General features: G+C 28.3%; 21 protein-coding genes. 3 read left to right on the top strand and 18 right to left on the bottom strand.

Annotation, left to right across the window (positions count from 1 at the left end):
- Window positions 1-36: 36 nt before the first annotated feature.
- A complete protein-coding gene (locus J2Z25_RS01385; protein WP_008678250.1) occupies window positions 37-441 on the bottom strand; it encodes a hypothetical protein in 405 nt (134 codons plus the stop codon).
- 289 nt (window positions 442-730) lie between these two features.
- Between J2Z25_RS01385 and J2Z25_RS01380 the strand changes: the two genes are divergently transcribed.
- Both J2Z25_RS01380 and J2Z25_RS01375 read left to right on the top strand, forming a co-directional pair.
- On the top strand, window positions 731-1051 hold the full coding sequence (locus J2Z25_RS01380) for a YqfO family protein (protein WP_209737774.1): 321 nt from the start codon (window positions 731-733) through the stop codon (window positions 1049-1051).
- A 142-nt stretch (window positions 1052-1193) separates the two neighbouring features.
- Window positions 1194-2462, top strand: a complete 1269-nt coding sequence (locus J2Z25_RS01375) for an FAD-dependent oxidoreductase (protein ID WP_209737772.1) — start codon at window positions 1194-1196, stop codon at window positions 2460-2462.
- A gap of 179 nt (window positions 2463-2641) precedes the next feature.
- On the opposite strand, the gene J2Z25_RS01370 is transcribed toward J2Z25_RS01375, so the two are convergent.
- The 11 genes from J2Z25_RS01370 to J2Z25_RS01320 all read right to left on the bottom strand — a co-directional run bounded on the left by J2Z25_RS01370 (window position 2642) and on the right by J2Z25_RS01320 (window position 12637).
- Window positions 2642-3439 carry an RnfABCDGE type electron transport complex subunit B gene (locus J2Z25_RS01370; RefSeq protein WP_008678245.1) on the bottom strand — a complete coding sequence of 266 codons (798 nt, stop codon included), beginning with the start codon at window positions 3437-3439 and terminating at the stop codon, window positions 2642-2644.
- A 13-nt stretch (window positions 3440-3452) separates the two neighbouring features.
- On the bottom strand, window positions 3453-4031 hold the full coding sequence (gene rsxA / locus J2Z25_RS01365) for an electron transport complex subunit RsxA (protein WP_008678244.1): 579 nt from the start codon (window positions 4029-4031) through the stop codon (window positions 3453-3455).
- A 14-nt stretch (window positions 4032-4045) separates the two neighbouring features.
- On the bottom strand, window positions 4046-4762 hold the full coding sequence (locus tag J2Z25_RS01360) for an RnfABCDGE type electron transport complex subunit E (RefSeq protein ID WP_209737770.1): 717 nt from the start codon (window positions 4760-4762) through the stop codon (window positions 4046-4048).
- 21 nt (window positions 4763-4783) lie between these two features.
- Window positions 4784-5398, bottom strand: a complete 615-nt coding sequence (locus J2Z25_RS01355; RefSeq protein ID WP_209737768.1) for an RnfABCDGE type electron transport complex subunit G — start codon at window positions 5396-5398, stop codon at window positions 4784-4786.
- A 7-nt stretch (window positions 5399-5405) separates the two neighbouring features.
- Window positions 5406-6296 carry an RnfABCDGE type electron transport complex subunit D gene (locus tag J2Z25_RS01350; RefSeq protein ID WP_209737766.1) on the bottom strand — a complete coding sequence of 297 codons (891 nt, stop codon included), beginning with the start codon at window positions 6294-6296 and terminating at the stop codon, window positions 5406-5408.
- A gap of 29 nt (window positions 6297-6325) precedes the next feature.
- Window positions 6326-7252, bottom strand: coding sequence for a 4Fe-4S dicluster domain-containing protein (locus J2Z25_RS18870; protein WP_209737764.1), 927 nt, complete (start codon window positions 7250-7252; stop codon window positions 6326-6328).
- A 275-nt stretch (window positions 7253-7527) separates the two neighbouring features.
- Window positions 7528-8454, bottom strand: a complete 927-nt coding sequence (locus J2Z25_RS01340; protein ID WP_209737762.1) for a tetratricopeptide repeat protein — start codon at window positions 8452-8454, stop codon at window positions 7528-7530.
- Window positions 8455-8473: 19 nt separating this feature from the next.
- Window positions 8474-8809 carry a hypothetical protein gene (locus J2Z25_RS01335; protein ID WP_008678237.1) on the bottom strand — a complete coding sequence of 112 codons (336 nt, stop codon included), beginning with the start codon at window positions 8807-8809 and terminating at the stop codon, window positions 8474-8476.
- Between the two features lie 15 nt (window positions 8810-8824).
- Window positions 8825-9958 carry an SEC-C metal-binding domain-containing protein gene (locus J2Z25_RS01330; RefSeq protein WP_209737760.1) on the bottom strand — a complete coding sequence of 378 codons (1134 nt, stop codon included), beginning with the start codon at window positions 9956-9958 and terminating at the stop codon, window positions 8825-8827.
- Window positions 9959-10098: 140 nt separating this feature from the next.
- A complete protein-coding gene (gene clpA / locus J2Z25_RS01325; RefSeq protein ID WP_209737758.1) occupies window positions 10099-12336 on the bottom strand; it encodes an ATP-dependent Clp protease ATP-binding subunit ClpA in 2238 nt (745 codons plus the stop codon).
- A 1-nt stretch (window position 12337) separates the two neighbouring features.
- On the bottom strand, window positions 12338-12637 hold the full coding sequence (locus tag J2Z25_RS01320) for an ATP-dependent Clp protease adaptor ClpS (protein ID WP_209737756.1): 300 nt from the start codon (window positions 12635-12637) through the stop codon (window positions 12338-12340).
- A gap of 289 nt (window positions 12638-12926) precedes the next feature.
- On the opposite strand from J2Z25_RS01320, the gene J2Z25_RS01315 reads away from it, so the two are divergent.
- The gene (locus tag J2Z25_RS01315) at window positions 12927-13334 is read left to right on the top strand and encodes a hypothetical protein (RefSeq protein WP_209737754.1); all 408 of its coding nucleotides are present in this window, start codon (window positions 12927-12929) and stop codon (window positions 13332-13334) included.
- Between the two features lie 81 nt (window positions 13335-13415).
- On the opposite strand, the gene J2Z25_RS01310 is transcribed toward J2Z25_RS01315, so the two are convergent.
- The 6 genes from J2Z25_RS01310 to J2Z25_RS01285 form a co-directional block, all read right to left on the bottom strand.
- Entirely contained in the window at window positions 13416-14018 is a 603-nt protein-coding gene (locus tag J2Z25_RS01310; protein ID WP_209737752.1) for a hypothetical protein, read from the bottom strand.
- 81 nt (window positions 14019-14099) lie between these two features.
- The gene (locus J2Z25_RS01305) at window positions 14100-14258 is read right to left on the bottom strand and encodes a hypothetical protein (RefSeq protein WP_209737749.1); all 159 of its coding nucleotides are present in this window, start codon (window positions 14256-14258) and stop codon (window positions 14100-14102) included.
- Between the two features lie 76 nt (window positions 14259-14334).
- Window positions 14335-15687 carry a PTS sugar transporter subunit IIC gene (locus tag J2Z25_RS01300; RefSeq protein ID WP_008678229.1) on the bottom strand — a complete coding sequence of 451 codons (1353 nt, stop codon included), beginning with the start codon at window positions 15685-15687 and terminating at the stop codon, window positions 14335-14337.
- Window positions 15688-16094: 407 nt separating this feature from the next.
- Complete coding sequence (locus J2Z25_RS01295; RefSeq protein ID WP_209737747.1) at window positions 16095-17186, bottom strand: DUF871 domain-containing protein; 1092 nt, start codon at window positions 17184-17186, stop codon at window positions 16095-16097.
- The gene (locus J2Z25_RS01290; RefSeq protein ID WP_008678227.1) at window positions 17179-17499 is read right to left on the bottom strand and encodes a PTS lactose/cellobiose transporter subunit IIA; all 321 of its coding nucleotides are present in this window, start codon (window positions 17497-17499) and stop codon (window positions 17179-17181) included. The genes J2Z25_RS01295 and J2Z25_RS01290 overlap by 8 nt, the downstream gene beginning before the upstream one ends.
- 26 nt (window positions 17500-17525) lie before the next feature.
- The gene (locus J2Z25_RS01285) at window positions 17526-17834 is read right to left on the bottom strand and encodes a PTS sugar transporter subunit IIB (RefSeq protein WP_008678226.1); all 309 of its coding nucleotides are present in this window, start codon (window positions 17832-17834) and stop codon (window positions 17526-17528) included.
- Between the last annotated feature and the right edge of the window lie 91 nt (window positions 17835-17925).

Raw genomic sequence — 17925 nt, 5'->3', positions numbered from 1 at the left:
TTATTAAATTAATAAAGGGCTAGAAATTAGCCCCTTTTAAATTATTGCCATTGATAACAAAGTAATTGCTATCCCTATTATAATTGTTAAATAATAAAAGTTATATATATCTTCATTACTGTATATCTTAAGCTTTTCTACTTTTCCTTTTGGATATATTACTTGAATTTCATCGCCTCTTTCCAAATCAAACTTTTCATATAAATATGGAATAGCAACTTTTACTTTCTTATTATTATCCTCAATTTCTAAAATAGGATAGACATTTGCATTATAAACTGTATGATATTCAGCTCCCGGCATTAAATAAGTGTAGCTTTCAAAGCCTATTACTTTAGCTTTTTTTATTATAGCTTTTTTCTTTAGTTCTATGCTTCTTATTAAGTTAAAAGAAGTGTAAATAGTTAATATAATACCAATAATCGTAAATAAAACTCCCATTTTAAAATCCCCCCAACCAAATTTTATTTTCTTCATTAATATAGTATGCTATATCTCTTTAAAAGATATATAATATACCATTTTTCATACTTTTCCAGTTTTTTCTTTGTTTATATGCTATTTTCTTTCATAAGTTTTAATATTAATAATAATTTATTAGTTTTTTTAGGTATTTTATGAGATTTTTTAAATTTAACTTTTGTTTGTAATAGACATTTATTTCGTTTACTATTTTGCTATAATGAGCTATTATTTAATTATAGCTATTAATAGGGGGTCTATTAAATATATGAATTATACCAAAGTTAAATTTGAAATATATGTTCCTTTAGAATATGTAGACAAATTAAGAGAGGCAATAAATAGAACTGGTGCTTTAACTATAGGTAATTATGATAATTGTATGTCTATAAGCGAAGTTAATGGTTACTTTAGGCCTTTAAAAGGAGCGATTCCTCACCTTGGGAAAGAAGGTAACTTATCTATTGAAAAAGAGGCTAAAATGGAGTTTAGATGCGATAAAGATTTAGCCTTTGAAGTTATTAACGTTATAAAAAACCTTCATCCATATGAAGAACCTGTTTATAACATATTTCCTGTAATAAATTAATTTATAAAAATAATTATGGCGACTTTATTTTAAAGTCGCCATTACCGTTTTAATAACTATGTAATAAAACTTATATTTATAGTAGCATTTTAATGACCATAGAATAATTTATTATTAACATTAATATTTGAGGTATAAAATAATGAAAATCATTATAATAGGTGGTGGTTTTGCTGGTTGCCAAGCCGCCATACAAGCAAGAAAAATGGGTGCAGAAGTTCATATAATTGAAAGAACTGATATGCTTTTAGGTGTTGGTAATGTAGGCGGCATAATGAGAAATAATGGTAGATTTACAGCTGCAGAAGAACTATTATTTTTAGGTGCTAATGAACTAATAGACATTATGGATTCTCTTGCTCTTCATCAAAATATAGAGTTTTCTGGTCATAAACATGCTAATTTAACTGACATAGCTAAAGCAGAGCCAGAAATAAGAAGATACATTTTATCTTTGGGAATTAATATTCATTTTAAGAGTAGAGCAATTAACGTTTCTTTAGAAAACAATTCTATAACTAGAATCAAATTAGCTGATGGATCTTTTATAGATGGTGATGTATTTATTGAAACAACAGGTTCTACTGGATCTATGACAAATTGTAATAGATACGGTAATGGTTGCTCTATGTGTATACTTAGATGCCCATCTTTTGGTAGCAGAGAAAGTTTAAGTGCCAAAGCCGGAATAAAGGATATTATAGGAGAAAGATCAAATGGAACCCCTGGCGCAATGAGTGGATCCTGTGAACTTCCCCGTGAATCATTCTCTGAAGATATTATAGAAAAACTTGATAAATATGGAGTTGTTACTTTACCAGTTCCTAAAGAAGATGTAAATTTAGATAAGCTAAGCCAAAAGGTCTGTCAACAATATGCTTTGAAAGAATTTGCTGAAAATGTTATTTTATTAGATACTGGACATATTAAACTTATGACTTCTTATTATCCTTTAGATAAACTTAGAAAAATACCTGGACTTGAAAATGCAAGATATATCGATCCATTATCTGGTGGTAATTCAAACTCAATTAGATATTTAGCTTCAAGTCCTAGAGATAATTCTATGAAAATACTTGGATTAAATAATATGTTCTGCGCTGGTGAAAAATCTGGATTTTTTGTAGGCCATACAGAAGTTATGGCTACAGGTGCACTAGCAGGATATAATGCTGTTAAATATGCATTAAATGAGCCATTATTAATTCTACCTAGAAATTTAGCAATAGGAGATATAATTGCTTTTGCAAACGATGCTTTAGATATGGAAAATGGTAAAAGCTTAAGACATACATTTTCTGGTGGAAAATACTTTGAAAGAATGAAGAAACTTAATTTATATACAACAGATAAAAATCTTATTTATGAAAGAGTTAAATCTTTATCATTATTAAATATATTTAATAAGTAATATAAGTAAGAGATATAAGTTTTAATTTATAAATAAAACATAAATAAATTTAAATAAGTATATTTTTATAACAAATTTAATATTGATTCATGTTCATTGTTTTAATATTAGCTTAATAATATAAAAAGAGTGGCTTCTTAACGAATCCACTCTTCATAACATATATTTTTTTATTAATCTTAATTTAAGAATATGTTTTTTATAGCACCTGTTGGGCATTTTTTAGTACACAATTGACAATTTACGCACTTATCATAATCAACCTTTGCTAAATTATTAGTTACATGAACAGCATCCTTAGGACAGTTTCTTTCACATAATTTACAGCCTATACATGCAGCTGAACAATTTTCTTTAACATGTCTTCCTATTTCTATATTGTTACATTCTACTCTTACTTTCTTTGAAACAGGAACTGATTCAATAAGTCCTTTAGGACATATATTTATACAAGCTCCACAGTTTGTACATTTATCCACATTAACTTTAGCAATTCCATTTACTATATCTAATGCTCCAAATTCACAAACGCTAACGCAACTTCCAAGCCCTAAACAGCCATATGAACATGATTTTGATCCACCATCAATCATTAATGATGCTGTAAGGCAATCACTTACACCTTCTAACTCATATTTTGACTTAGCTGAATCACAATTTCCATTACATTTTACAAAGGCAGTCATCTTTTCATTTGCATCTACCTTAATTCCTAATATACTACCGATATCTTCTGCTGTTTTTGCTCCACCTACAGAGCATAAATTTGGTTTTGCTCCAGCTGTCACAACAGCTTCTGCATAAGCATCACATCCAGCAAAACCGCATCCCCCACAGTTTGCTCCTGGTAAACACTCTCTTAACATAGGTATCTTAGGATCAACTTTAACTTCAAAAGCCTTTGATGCAAAGCCTAAAAGTACTCCAAAAATTAATCCTAGAATTCCTAAGCTTAACGCTGCAAATAAAATATTCATTTTAAATCTCCTCCTAGTGAATTAATCCTTGGAATCCTAAAAAGGCAATTGACATTAATGCTGCTGTGAATAATGTTATTGGCAACCCTCTTAGAACAACTGGTATATTTTCATTATTATCTATTCTCTCTCTTATGAAAGCTAATAGTACTATTGATAGCATATATCCTGATGCCGCACCTAATCCATTTACTATAGCTTCTATAAAGTTATATCCTTCTTGAATATTTAATGTAGCCATACCTAAAACTGCACAGTTTGTTGTTATAAGCGGTAAATATATCCCTAATGCTTTATGAAGAGCTGGAGATAATTTTTTCATTGCCATTTCAACAAATTGAACTAAAGCTGCAATTACTAATACATTAGCTATTGTTTTTAAATATTCTAATTCTAACGGAACTAATATTCCATTATATACAAGCCATGACATTATTGAAGCTAACGTCATAACAAATGTTACTGCAAGTCCCATACCTACTGCAGCATCTTTTTTCTTTGAAACTCCAAGGAATGAACATATCCCTAGGAATTTTGAAAGTACAAAGTTATTTACAAGCATTGCTGCTATGAAAATCATAAATAATTCCATTTGTTACACCCCTCTTAGTTTTTCTTATTTTCTTTTATTTCTATTCCACTATTACTGCTACCACAGCTTCCTGTTCCACATCCTGAACAACTTCCACAACTATGTTCTAACGTTTTAACTGCTTCACCAGTTTTTGATGCTTTTCTTATGTTATAAGCATTTAAGGCTACCATAAGTCCACCTAAAGTAAAGAATGCACCAGGTGCTAATATCATTATAGAAGCTGGTTTAATGCTTTCAGGTATTATTTGTATCCCTAAAATTTGCCCTGCTCCTAATATTTCTCTAAATGTTCCTATTAAGAATAGTGCAATAGTAAATCCAAGTCCCATTCCAATTGCATCAAATATAGATGGTAAAATTGGATTTTTTGAAGCATAAGCTTCTGCTCTACCTAATATTATACAGTTAACAACTATTAATGGTATAAAGATTCCTAAAGATGAATATAAGCTTGGAATATATCCTTGCATTAACATATCAACTACTGTAACAAATGATGCAATAACTACTATATATGCTGGTATTCTAATCTTATCTGGAACTAATTTTCTTATTGCTGAAATCATCATATTAGAAAATATTAAAACTACAGTTGAAGCTAGTCCCATACCTAATGCATTTTTAGCGCTTGTTGTAACTGCTAAAGTAGGACACATAGCTAAAACTTGAACAAAAATCGGATTTTCAGTAATTATCCCATTTTTTAATCTTTCAATTAACTTATTCATTGTCTTCCTCCTAATTTATTATTAATTTGCACTAGCTCCTGTATCTGCATCAGTATCTTCTTGTGGCGCTACTTCTTCTCCCTTTATATTTTCTAAGTAGAAAGTTATAGCTTCATTTACCGCGCTAACAGATGCTTTACTTGAAGTTGTAGCTCCTGATATAGCTTCTACTTCATTATCCTTATTAGGAGTTACTTTAACTACCTCTAAATATTCTGTTGCAGGCTTATCCTTAAATCTAGAAGTAAACTTCTCTTCTGCAATTTTAGCCCCAAGACCTGGTGTTTCACTATGTGCTAATACCTTTATTCCTGAAACCTTATCATCTTTTGATATTCCTACTACAAAGTCTACTGCTCCATGGAATCCCTTACTAGTAACCTTTAAAACATATCCTATTACGTCATTCCCACTCACAGCTTCATATATTTCCTTTACATTTCCTTCAACATCAAGCTCCATATCCATATCTTGAATCCCTTGTGCTTCAGGCATTATATAACTTAAATCTTCTTTACTTACTTTTGAGTTTTCTATAATTGCTTCTTTAGTTAAATCATTTGCTAACCCAAGTACAATCCCTGCAATCATAGTTATTATTAGAAGGATTCCTCCTAGCTTAAAATTCTCTTTCATAACTTTATTAAGCCTCCTTCTTAATTTTTATTTTTTTAGTTGTAAAATACTCTATAAGAGGAGTAAATAAATTAGTAATTATTATTGCATAATAAGGTCCTTCTGGATTAAATCCCTTAACAGCTATAATTGCTGCACAAACCCCTGCTATTATCCCGAATATGTATTGTCCTATCTTTGTCATTGGTGTTGTTCCATAATCTGTAGTCATAAATATAGCTGATACAAAGAATGCTCCAGGAAGTAATAAATCTTTTTCAAAAATATTATACATAATCATTGCTGAAACTATAAACGCAATTGGCCCTCTTAGGCTAATTCTTCCTCTTAATACTAAGTATAATCCACCTATACATAGCGCTAATATAGAAACTTCCCCTATACTTCCATTCGCTTGTCCTATAATTTTATCAATTAATGGAACTACTACTTCTGCTGAACCAGACGCTGCTGATGTTGCATCTGTTGCTGGCTTTGCCATAACTCCAGCCCATGAAGCAATTAAAAATGCTTTTGTAGCTGCTGCTGGATTCATGAAGTTTTGACCAAGTCCACCAAAGAACTGTTTAACAACTATTGTTGCAAATATTGATCCTATGATCGGTATCCATAATGGAACATAAGTTGGCATAATAAGTGCTAAAATAATACCTAAAACTATTGGACTTAAATCAGTTAAAAAAGAAGTCTTCTTTACAAACTTATTCCAAAGTCCTTCTGCTATAATACTAGTTACAACAGTTGCAACTATTACTTTAACAGCATCAATCTTATAAAAATATACTCCTGCAAATACTGCTGGAATTAATGCTATAATAAAATCAAGCATTATCTTATTAATCCCAAGACCTTTTTTCACATGAGGTGCTGGTGATATTTTAAGATTTTTAATTTCCACTCTCTTCACTCCTATTCAGATTTTTATTACTATTTAAATGTTTTTGCAGTTTTAATAGTTTGTGCTATTTCTATATTAGAAGGACAAGCAAAACTACATAAGCCACAATCAATACATTTTTCTCCACCAAACTTTATAAACTCTTCTTTTTCTCCCATTTTATAAAGTTCAACTAACTTTATTGGATTTAACCCCTCTGGACAGACTCTTAAACATCTACCACATCTTATACAGCTATAACTTTCTTCAGATGGTGAATCTTTTTCTGTTAAGAATAAAATTCCTTTAGTTGTATCATCTACGACTGAATCTAAATTATATACAGGTGTTCCATTTAAACTACCACCATTGATAACTTTTTTAAGTTCCTGAGCATTACCATTCAAGCTTTCAAAAACTTCTTTATATGTTGTTCCTTTTTTTAGCGCAACAACTTTTCTACCATTTATGGCACTTCCATAAACAGCAGTTAATATTTCTGTATTTTTTCTATTTAAAGCTTGTCCTAATTGTATAATTTCAATAACATCATATATAACTACATTCTTTTCTTCGTTATATACCTTCGAAATTAATTTACTTTCATATAAATCTGTTATAGACGCTACTTTTATAACCTCTCCATATTCTTTTAGAGATTCTTGTAGATTTTTATCCTTTCCATCTACAGCAAATTTGATTTCTGAAATTGATTTGATTTTTTCTAATCCTTTTTTTAAATCTTCTTTTCTTTCTCTTACTATTGTTCCATATCCATTTAAATTAGGCTGAAAACTAAAAGCTTTTATTACCACTTTTTTACCTTTATTATTTTCATAAGGTAAAACTAAGCTTTCTTCGATTTCTTTAGCATTTAATTCTTTAGAATTTTCAATTGATAATTCTAATATGCTAGAATCATTTAATGTAAATAATTTATTAGAAACATTTACATTACTAAAAAGATTACTTAACACTATAAAAAACCTCCTACTTTTATTTAAAGTATTTACCGTTAAAATATACTATATAATCCGTATATTTTAACGGTTATACTCTCATCTTACCATAAATACTAGCTTCCCACAACTTTTGTAATTTATTTAACAAAGTTTTTAATATAAATTTTAAAATTTTTATAATAAACATTATAAGCGCCAAAACTTTACCTAAAATTACTAACATTTTTCTATTTTTTTTTATCTTTTTGTTACTTTTTTAACAACTTTTTTTCAAATTAAAAAGCAAGCTACTATAGCTTACTTTTTAAATAGTCATTATATTCATTTAAATTTCTCAATTTATCTAATTCTTTATCTTTTATCATATATTCAAAAAATAAATCATTTAGTTCTATACTTTTAATTAAATCATTAAAAGCTTTATGTAGTTCTCCTATATTAACATAAAAACAACTTCTATTATAATATAAAAAGCTCGAATCATTATTATTTTTGATTCCTTCTGTAATAACTTCTATCGCTTTATAAAAATCATTTTTTTCTCTATATAAAACTGCTAAGTTTAAATAACTATATGGATAATATAAGTTTTTTCCTATAGATTTTTTATAATATTCTTTTGCTTCCTCTTCTCTTCCTAAATCTTTAAGTAATACTCCCATATTAAATAAAACTCTAAAATTATTCGGTTCAATTTCTAAAGCGTTATTCATGTATTTTAAAGCTTTAAAATACTCTCCTAGTTCTTCATAAATACATCCTAAATTTGCATTTGCCCATAAATCATTTGGTATTAATTCTAAGGTCTTATTATAATATTTTATAGCATTTTCCTTATCACTTAATTCATCATATGCATTAGCTAAATAAAAATATGCTCTATCATAATTATTATCTAAATTAATAGCTATTTTATAATATTCTATAGCATCTTCTAAAAATCCATCTTCATCATAAAGAACACCTAGTCCATAATATGCTCTTGCATCTTTTTCTTCTATTAAAATAGCTTCCCTATATTTTTCCTCTGATAAATCTTTATAACCTAATTTGTCATATAAAAGTGCTATATCTAATATAAGTTCTATATCTTTTCTTCCCTGCTCAAACCTATATGCTTTTTTATAAAACTTTAGTGCTTTTACATATTCTTTTTCTATTACAAAATTTCTAGCAATATTAATATAATTGTCAAAAAGATATCTATTATCTTGCATCTTTTTACCTCATTTATATTTATTCAATAAAGTTTCTGATTCCTTTGCTTATTACATTAAAGAAAAATATTTCAATAAGAATTATAAATACTATAATAATTACTACACTCATTTCGAAAAATATAGATGCAGATGCTAGGAATATATATAATGAACCTTCTAACACTACAACTTCCCCAATCCATCTCGAAAAAGTTTTTATATCTTTTATATTTGAAACATTAAATTCATTATTTAAAATCGAAAAACTTTCAACTATAAATCCTAGTAAAAATAATTTTTTCTTTAATAACACAGTTATTCCAAGTATAAACTCTATAACTCCCCATCCTAATATTAAATATTTAAAAATCATATTTAAACTCCCCTTTTATTTACCACAGCACTTTTTATATTTTTTATTACTTCCACATGGGCATGGATCATTTCTTCCTATTTTCTCTTCATTTACGATAGTTTTTTTCTTATTATCAATTTCCCCTTGCGTAAATCCCTTTAATGTCCATCTTTTAACCCCTAATGATAATTTCTTTAACTCTTCTTTAAGAATTTCATTTTCTTCTTCACTTTCTATTTCATAGGCTTCTAAGAAAGTATCTATTGCTTCATCTAATGGTGCTTCATTTTTTGTAGCTATAGAAAAACTATCTATTTCTTCTCTTAAGATATTTTTATCTATAACAAATAACTCATTTAATACTTTTTCAAGTTTATTTGCTTGCTTATTTTCTTCTATATAATCAGGTTTTGCAGCTTTTAATAAAGTTTTCCTATCAAACTTTGCAAAATTTATATCTGTATTCTTATTTCTTTCTTCAATTATAAAAAAAGGATCCTCAACATCTATATGGTAAACAAAATCTTCCTCTATTTGATAATCAAAGCCTACTTCTTCTCCAATTAAAAGTAACTTTTTGAATTTCTCATATTCAAAATCAAAGTTACATTCTTCTTTTAATATCTTACTTAATTCTTCAATTGTTAAAACTCCATAAAAATATATAAGTCCTGCAGAAAGTTTTATAATATCAGAATTATTATTTGCAATAGATTTTAAATTGTCATTTAACTTATCTTTTATTATATCACATAATTCTTTAGGTGTTATAACATATAACTTTCCCTGATCTATTCCAGTAAACATTATCCCTCTATTTCTAAAGTAATTTGCATTGATAAGCTCTGATCCAAAGTATTCTTTTTTACCATCTAATTTCACTATTTCTTCTAAGTATAAAAATGCATCTAAATCAAGTAATTCTAATACATAATCAATATTATTTATTATTCCATCTTTTACTTTATTTACTGCATCTGCTTTTTTTAATGATGTAATCCCTCTTACAGAATAATTACTGGCAACCTTAACCAGTTCATCTTTTGTCATTCTATCTAAATGATACTCTAGGGTGTTATTTTCTTCTACATCCTTCCACAGCTTTTCAACTTTTCTTATATCCTTTTTTATTATATCTTCCTGTATTTTGCTTATATCCTTATCCATCTGTGTCACCTCTTATATTCATTTAAAAACAAATACCATTATATATGTTTTTCTTATTTGTGTACATAATAAGATTTTAAACTAATAAAACAGATGCTATAAATCATTAATAATTTATAGCATCTACTCTTACTTAGATATTAATTTATCTTTTCTATACTAAATTTATTGTTTTTTATAACTACCTTACATCTTCCACCATTTGATAATTCTCCAAACAATAACTCATCTACTAACAATGGTTTTATCTCTGAATTAATAACCCTTAGAATTTCTCTTGCTCCAAATTCTCTAGATAATCCTTTTTCAGTTATAAAATCTATACATTCATCACTAAATTCCAAGTTAACATTTTTATTTGTAAGCTTTTCTTTAAATTTATTTAACTCTTTTTGTGCTATATCCTTAGCCATTTCTTTATTTATTTGATTAAATACTACAACCTTATCTAATCTATTTCTAAACTCAGGAGTAAACACTCTTTTAACTTCATCTCTTATTGCTTCCATTTTTATTGTGTCCCTAGCAAATCCAACAAGATTTTTACCAATATCTCTAGCACCAGCATTAGATGTCATTATTATTATTACATTTCTAAAATCCGCTTTTCGTCCTTTATTATCTGTAAGTGTTGCATAATCCATGACTTGAAGCAATACTCCTAAAATATCTGAATGAGCCTTTTCTATTTCATCTAGAAGTAAAACACAATTAGGTTTCTTCCTTATAATATCTGTTAAAAGCCCTCCCTCTTCATATCCTACATATCCAGGAGGAGACCCTATAAGTTTTGATGCAGCATGCTTTTCTCCATATTCACTCATATCAAACCTTACTAAATCAACTCCTAACGTTTTAGCTAAAACTCTTGCAATTTCAGTTTTACCTACCCCTGTTGGCCCAACGAACAACATAGATGCAACTGGTTTATTATCATCATTTAATCCTGCTCTAGACATTTTTATGCATCTAGTAACTTCTTCTATTGCCTGGTTTTGACCAAAGATATTTTTCTTAAGTTCACTTTCTAGAATTTTAAGCGATTCTATTTCTGTATTTTCAATTGTTTGCTTAGGAATATGACAAATTTTAGATATTATTTCTTCAATTACTCCTTCATCTACTATTCCTTCTTTATAATTTTCTCTATTAATATCTACATATGCTCCAGCCTCATCTATTATATCAATTGCCTTATCTGGTAAAAACCTATCATTTATATACTTAGCACTTAAATCAACAGCCGCCTTTAAAGATTCATTTGTAAACTTTACTTTATGGTAGTCTTCAAAATTTTCTTTAATACCTTCTAGTATTTTAACAGTTTCTTTTATACTTGTTTCTTTTACTTCAATTACTTGAAATCTTCTTATAAGTGCTTTATCCTTTTCAAAGTATTTCTTATAATCATCAAAAGTAGTTGCTCCAATAAATCTTATTTTACCTTCTAGTAAATAACCTTTAATTAAACTTCCACCATCTAATGAACTTCCATTTAGTGCTCCTGCTCCAACTATATTATGAATTTCATCAATATAAACTATAGGTTTTTCATAAGTTTTTATTTCATCTAATATTTGCTTTATTCTTTCTTCAAAATCTCCCCTATACTTTGTCCCTGCAAGTATAGCACCTATATCCAATGAAAATATTTGTGCATTTTTAAGCTTATCTGGAACATTTCCTTCTTTTATCAATTTTGCAAGTCCTAATGTTATAGCAGTTTTCCCAACTCCTGGCTCTCCTATATGAACAGGATTATTTTTAGTTCTTCTACAAAGTATTTGTATTGTCCTATCTATTATATCTTTTCTACCTATTAAAGGATCACTTTCTTCTTGTGAAACTGAATCTATTAAATTTGTACAATAACTATTTATTATACTTTTATTTGACTTTTCATGAGTTTTGTCTGCTCTTATTATCCTTATAGCATCTTTAGATACATTTTCGTCTTCTGATTTATTATGTGAAAGTTCAAATAATAATTCTTGCTTATTTATTCCCTGCTTTTCTAGAAAGAATACTGCATAACTATCTTTAAGAGCATAAATAGCTGCAATTATGTGCTCTAATGCAACAATATTTCTCTCACTAAAAGCTGCCTGCTGAGTTGCAACAATTAATATATTTCTTATACCAAAGCTTTCTTCCGGCTCTCCATCTTCTATTTTATCAACATACTCATCTATATAACTTGCTAAATCGCTTTTTAATTCTTCAACATCACCATTTAACTTTTTTATTACTTCAATAAAATACTCTTCTTCTAGCGCACTAAATAATAGATGCTCTGGTGTTACGTATTCATTTTTATTTTCTTTTGCATTATTATAAGATCTAAGCAAAATATCTCTAACTACTTTACTAATATCCATTTTACTCCTCCTCTACTGTAAGCTTAAATGGAAATCCTTCTTCCTTAGCAAGGGTCATTGCCTTAGTTGCTTTTGATATAGCTATATCATACGGATATATTCCAGCTACACCCTTACCATTTTTATGAACTTCCATCATTATTTTATTAGCTTCTTCTACACTTCTATTAAAAATATCACTTAAAATTGCAACTACAAATTCCATAGTTGTAAAATCATCATTATGCATAATAACTATAAACTTTTTAGGCTTTTTTATCTTTAAATCTATCTTTTCTAATATATTAGCATTAGTTTCCAAATTGATTCCTCCATAAATACAGTTATATCAAAAATCATATACTTTTTTTCTTATGATATTATTTTTTAGACCTATATACTATTATACAATAAATTAAGTTCTATTTTAATAGAATTGATTAATTAAGCACTAAACTTACTTATCATATGTATTATTTATATTATTGAAGTTCGAAAAATATAAATAATTACAAACCAGTAATTAATACATATTTAAACCATCATTTTGACTTTTTTTATTTTATATGTACCTAATATATTTATAAGCATATATTATAAAGAGGTGATAAATGTTGGAAGATCAAGTTTTAAATTTAGGAAATATAGCATCTAACATAAAAGACAATGGCGATCTCACATTACAAGAGACAAATGAAATGCTTAAACAATTGCCTAAAATATTAAATCAAATGAAGAATATTATCTTAAGCACTAGCCACAGCTTAGCCTTGCTTCAAACCGAAGTTCAAGTTATGAAATCTGATCAAGATAAATTTAAAAATGATATTACTCACGTATTAAATATAATATCTGAGAAATTTACTTTAATTGATAAAATCCAAGACGATTTATCTGTGTTAGATCAAGTTCTAGGAAAAAGGATGACTGAACTTGAAGATGAGCTAGTGTTAACTCAACAAATGTCTACTAAAAGTTTAAATGAAGTTCTTAAATTTAAAGAACACTGGAAAATCTAGTAGGACTGTATCTTTATATACAGTCCTACTAGATTTATATAAAAAAAAGGATAAGTGATAATACACTTATCCTTAAAATATTTATTTAACTTCCATAGTTCCTGCTACTTTTGATTTTTCATCCATATGGAATGTATTTTTTGCTTCTTCATTTTTAAAGTAAATATTTCCATCAATTGTTGCATCTTCCAATGTTACTCCATTAGCTTCAACATATACATCTCCTTTAACAACTCCACCTTCTATTTTTGCATTTTCATCTTTAATTGTTAGTTTAGGTGTAGTTAAAGTATATGATGCTTCTTTTACTTTATTTTCTCCATTTTTATATAACGCTAATACACGTGATGCTGGCACCATCTTACTTGAATCATCTTTATCAGCCTTTTTAAAACCTGTATCTAATACTACATCTTTTGTAGTATTAACATCATTTTCTAATATAACAATCCAACTGTCTCCAAGTGCTCTAAATAAATTTGCTTCATCAGTAACTCGTGATGGAGATGTTACCATATCTGCTTTGTTTTCACCTGTACCACTATTATTGGTTGTACCACCATTGTTATCACTTACAGGTGGCGTATTTTCGTTAGCATTATTTTTATTTTCATCGGTTTTACTACATCCTACTGATAATAATGCTACCATAGTTAAAGGAATTATTAATGATTTAAACTTCATAGCAATTACCTCCTTAAGTTTTCTCAATAATAACTTTCCCTTATTTAAATAAATTATTTATATTATTAAATTCAATAATTATTAATTTAACCCTGTTAATAAATATAAGAATAATAAAATACTTATTACTGCACAAATATTTGTAACTGCTTGTGATTTTCTTTTTTTAACGCTTTCATCATTTTTATCTTCTGTTACATAAGTAAATAAATGTGTAAATTTATACAAAACTTCTCTCATAATACCAACTCCTAAAATTTATGCAAAAAGGATAGTAATAAAACTATCCCTTTTGCTTTTTATTTTATATTATTATTTATAGGGCGCTTGATTGATCACAAGCAAGCTCTGCTTGTTCATTTTCTAAATTTTTCTTATCAGCATAAGCAACGAATGGTAAGTAAATTAATACAGAAACTGCAATATTAATTAATGCTACAACCGCTCCTTGCCATTGACCAGTTGCTAAGAAAGCTGAAATTACCGGTGGACAAGTCCATGGAACTACTGCTGATGCTGGAGCAACGAATCCAATTACACTAAATACGTAAGCTATAACTGCTGAAACCATTGGAGCTAAAATAAATGGTATAATATATATTGGATTTAACACTATTGGTAAACCAAAGATAACTGGTTCATTTATATTAAAGAATGCTGGACCTGTTGCAACATTTCTAATTGATTTGTTTATTGCACTCTTCGATTTAATTATCATAGCTATCATTAATGCTGCTGTTAATCCTGAACCTCCAAGGTTAACATATGAATCTAAGAATTGGCTATTTATAATATTAATTCCTTCTGTATTACCAGCTGCTATAGCTGCCATATTTTCAGCTGTTAAAGCAAGGAATATAGAATTTATAACTGGTGCTAATATATTTGATCCATGTAATCCAAAGAACCATAAAAGTTGTTGTATTAATATTAATCCTAATAATACTGGTAAAGAATTTGCAAGGCCCATTAATGGCTTTGAAATTAAGTTATATACATGTAGATAAACTTCTGCATATCCAAATGCTTCACAAATAGCAAATACTATTCCTACTAAAGTTAAAGTTATCATAGTTGGTAATAAAGCTGAGAATGATCTTGATACTGCAGGTGGTACTCCATCTGGTAATTTAATAACTAATTTTTTATTTTGAGATAACTTGGCAAAAATTGTACCTGTAATTAAAGTAACAATTAATATAGTAATTAGCCCCGATGGTCCAAGCCATTTTGTAAATATACCTGGCTCCCATCCAAGTGTTCCTGCATCAAATCCACCCCAAGTAACTGGAGCTTTATAAGCAAACATATTTGTAAATACTAAACTTGATGCTAATGTAACTAATCCTGTTGCAAACCCATCAACATCATATGATTTACCTAATGCATATCCGATAGATATTGCAGCAAACAGTCCCATTAAGAACATTGATCCACCATATACATTCAGTGCAATTACATCTAACCAATGTAAAGGCTGTCCTTCTGCAAATAAATCTTTAACTGATTGAATCGGAAAATTGTGAATTAAAAGTCCGAAAGAACCAATAATCATAAGTGGCATTATTGTAGCAAAACCATCACGTATAGCTACTAAGTGTCTTTGAGCACCTATTTTAGATGCTATTGGAACCATATAACGTTCCATCCAGTTCATGAATTTTTCCATTTAAATTCCCCCTTAAAATTTTTGTTTATATTTACTGATCTCCTCTTAGAATATTTTTTAAACATAATTTCATTATATAGAGTAAATCAGTTAATAACATTGTCTAAAATCCTTTACATTTAATTTTATTTGATATTGTTTTCTTGTCTATATATAAAGCAATTTGTGTGCCAAGTTTTTAAAATCCTTATTTTTCTTAAAAGCCTTGATATATCTAGCTTTCAAGCTCTACTTTTTTACACACTTATTTTTCTCAGTCTGTGTAATTCTATTACACAAATTTATAAAAAATTCATTTGTGTAATAATATGTTAATATTATTATTTTTTTTTAATTTTAATTTTAAATATTTATATAAAAAAAATTCTGGTTGCGCCAGAATTCTTTTTAATCACTAGAATAACATTTTAATCTCTTAGTTTAAATGAGAATTTACTCCATGGCTTTATATAATCTAATAGGAAGATTTCATCTTCAACTATCTTTGCCACAACATTAGTTTTTCCTGTGTTTTTCATATTTTTTAAAGCTACTTGTAACTCTCCTGCATATCTAGTGTATAAATCCGTATCAATTAAAATGTCCCCTCTTTTTATATCTACCAAATTGTATGGTGGGAAGCTTTCTCCCTTGTATTTAACTCTACTTTGAGTGCTTCTTGCCATATATTCTGAAGAATCTCCTCTATTAAAATGGAATTCTTCTAAAACTATTTTTTTATCTAAATCCCTTATACCCTCTACTAATTCAACATTAAATTCTAGCATTTCCTTATTTAATTCACTTAATGCTTTAAGCTCATCCTCGCATGCAAAAGCATTTGCTATTATTACATCGTCAATTAAGCCTGTTGCAAATAAATGTTTAGCTTGTACCTCTATCGGTAAATCTCTATGCATTTCTAAAGTGCATAACCCTTCTGATACCGGCCAAGGTCCATGTTCTGCTGAAGGTGAATTCACAAAAGCAGCAGTTCTTATACCTAACTCTTTAAATTGCTTACTTGAATTTATAAAATTTTCATAAGATAAACCTGTATAAATATGTGGATAGAAATTGTGACAACCATAAAGGTTATTTAAATTTGCTTTATAAGAAAGTATGTTGTCAACATACTTTGTTCCATTACTAATATTTAATTCTATTTTTAACCCATACTCGTTAAATGTCATAACAGATTCTTCATATCCACTAAACCCCATGTCAAGCCTTATACCTGATAGCCCCATTTCTTTAAATACTCTTAAATCAAATATAGATGCCTTTAACTTATTAAATACAGTTGGATCTATATCTGCAATAACTTCGATATCATTTTCATTAGCTACACTTAATATATCTTTAAATTCATTTAAAACAACATCAATGTCTTTATCACTTGCAGATATTAAACATGTAAATATTCTCTTAAAGCCATATTTTGCTGCAAGTCTTATATAATCCTTTATTTCGTTAACTGAGGCATTGCTAGGATATATTGAAATTCCTAACTTATTCATTTTTATATTCCACCTTACTTAACTTTTCATGAAGATCTATAATTTCTTCTGCTAAATCCTTTACAACTATTGATGTCATTAAGTGATCTTGTGCATGTACTAATAATAGTGATACTTCACATTTATCTCCTGCTGCTTCTCCTTGAATTAAACTAGTTTGTGTTGCATGGGCATTACCTAGAGTTTCCTTTGATTTTTCTAGTAATTCTCTTGCTTCATCTATTTGTCCATTTTTCGCTAATTGCATTGCTTCCATTGCATAGCTTCTAGCTTCACCACTAAAGATTATTAGATCCATTATAATTTTTTCCATTGGTTACACCCCTTTTACGATTATTGCTACTTACTGCTCATTGATAGCGCTTGTTTTAAAACTTTTTCCCCATTCATTGTTCCATAATCTACTGTGTTGATTACCTCTACTGGAACTCCTATTGGCTCGAATTTAGCTTTCATTTTGCTTAATAAAAATCTAACTTGTGGTCCTAATAATAATACATCTATTTCATTTTCGTGTTTCTTTAATTCTGCTTCACCAACAGCATTTATTGTACAATCGATTCCTTGAGCTTTAGCTGCTGCTTGCATCTTACTAACTAATAGAGATGTTGACATCCCTGCTGAACAAACAAGTAATATTCTTTTCATTTAAATTACCTCCTCATATATATAATTCCTTACACTATATCTAATAGCAATTTTAATGCCAAATTTAATCTCATAAAAATTCCACTTATTA

The sequence above is a fragment of the Clostridium tertium genome, from assembly GCF_017873245.1.
GTDB classification, from domain to species: domain Bacteria; phylum Bacillota; class Clostridia; order Clostridiales; family Clostridiaceae; genus Clostridium; species Clostridium tertium.
Note: the sequence above shows the minus strand (reverse complement) of the source record. Positions and strands in the feature narration are given on the sequence as shown.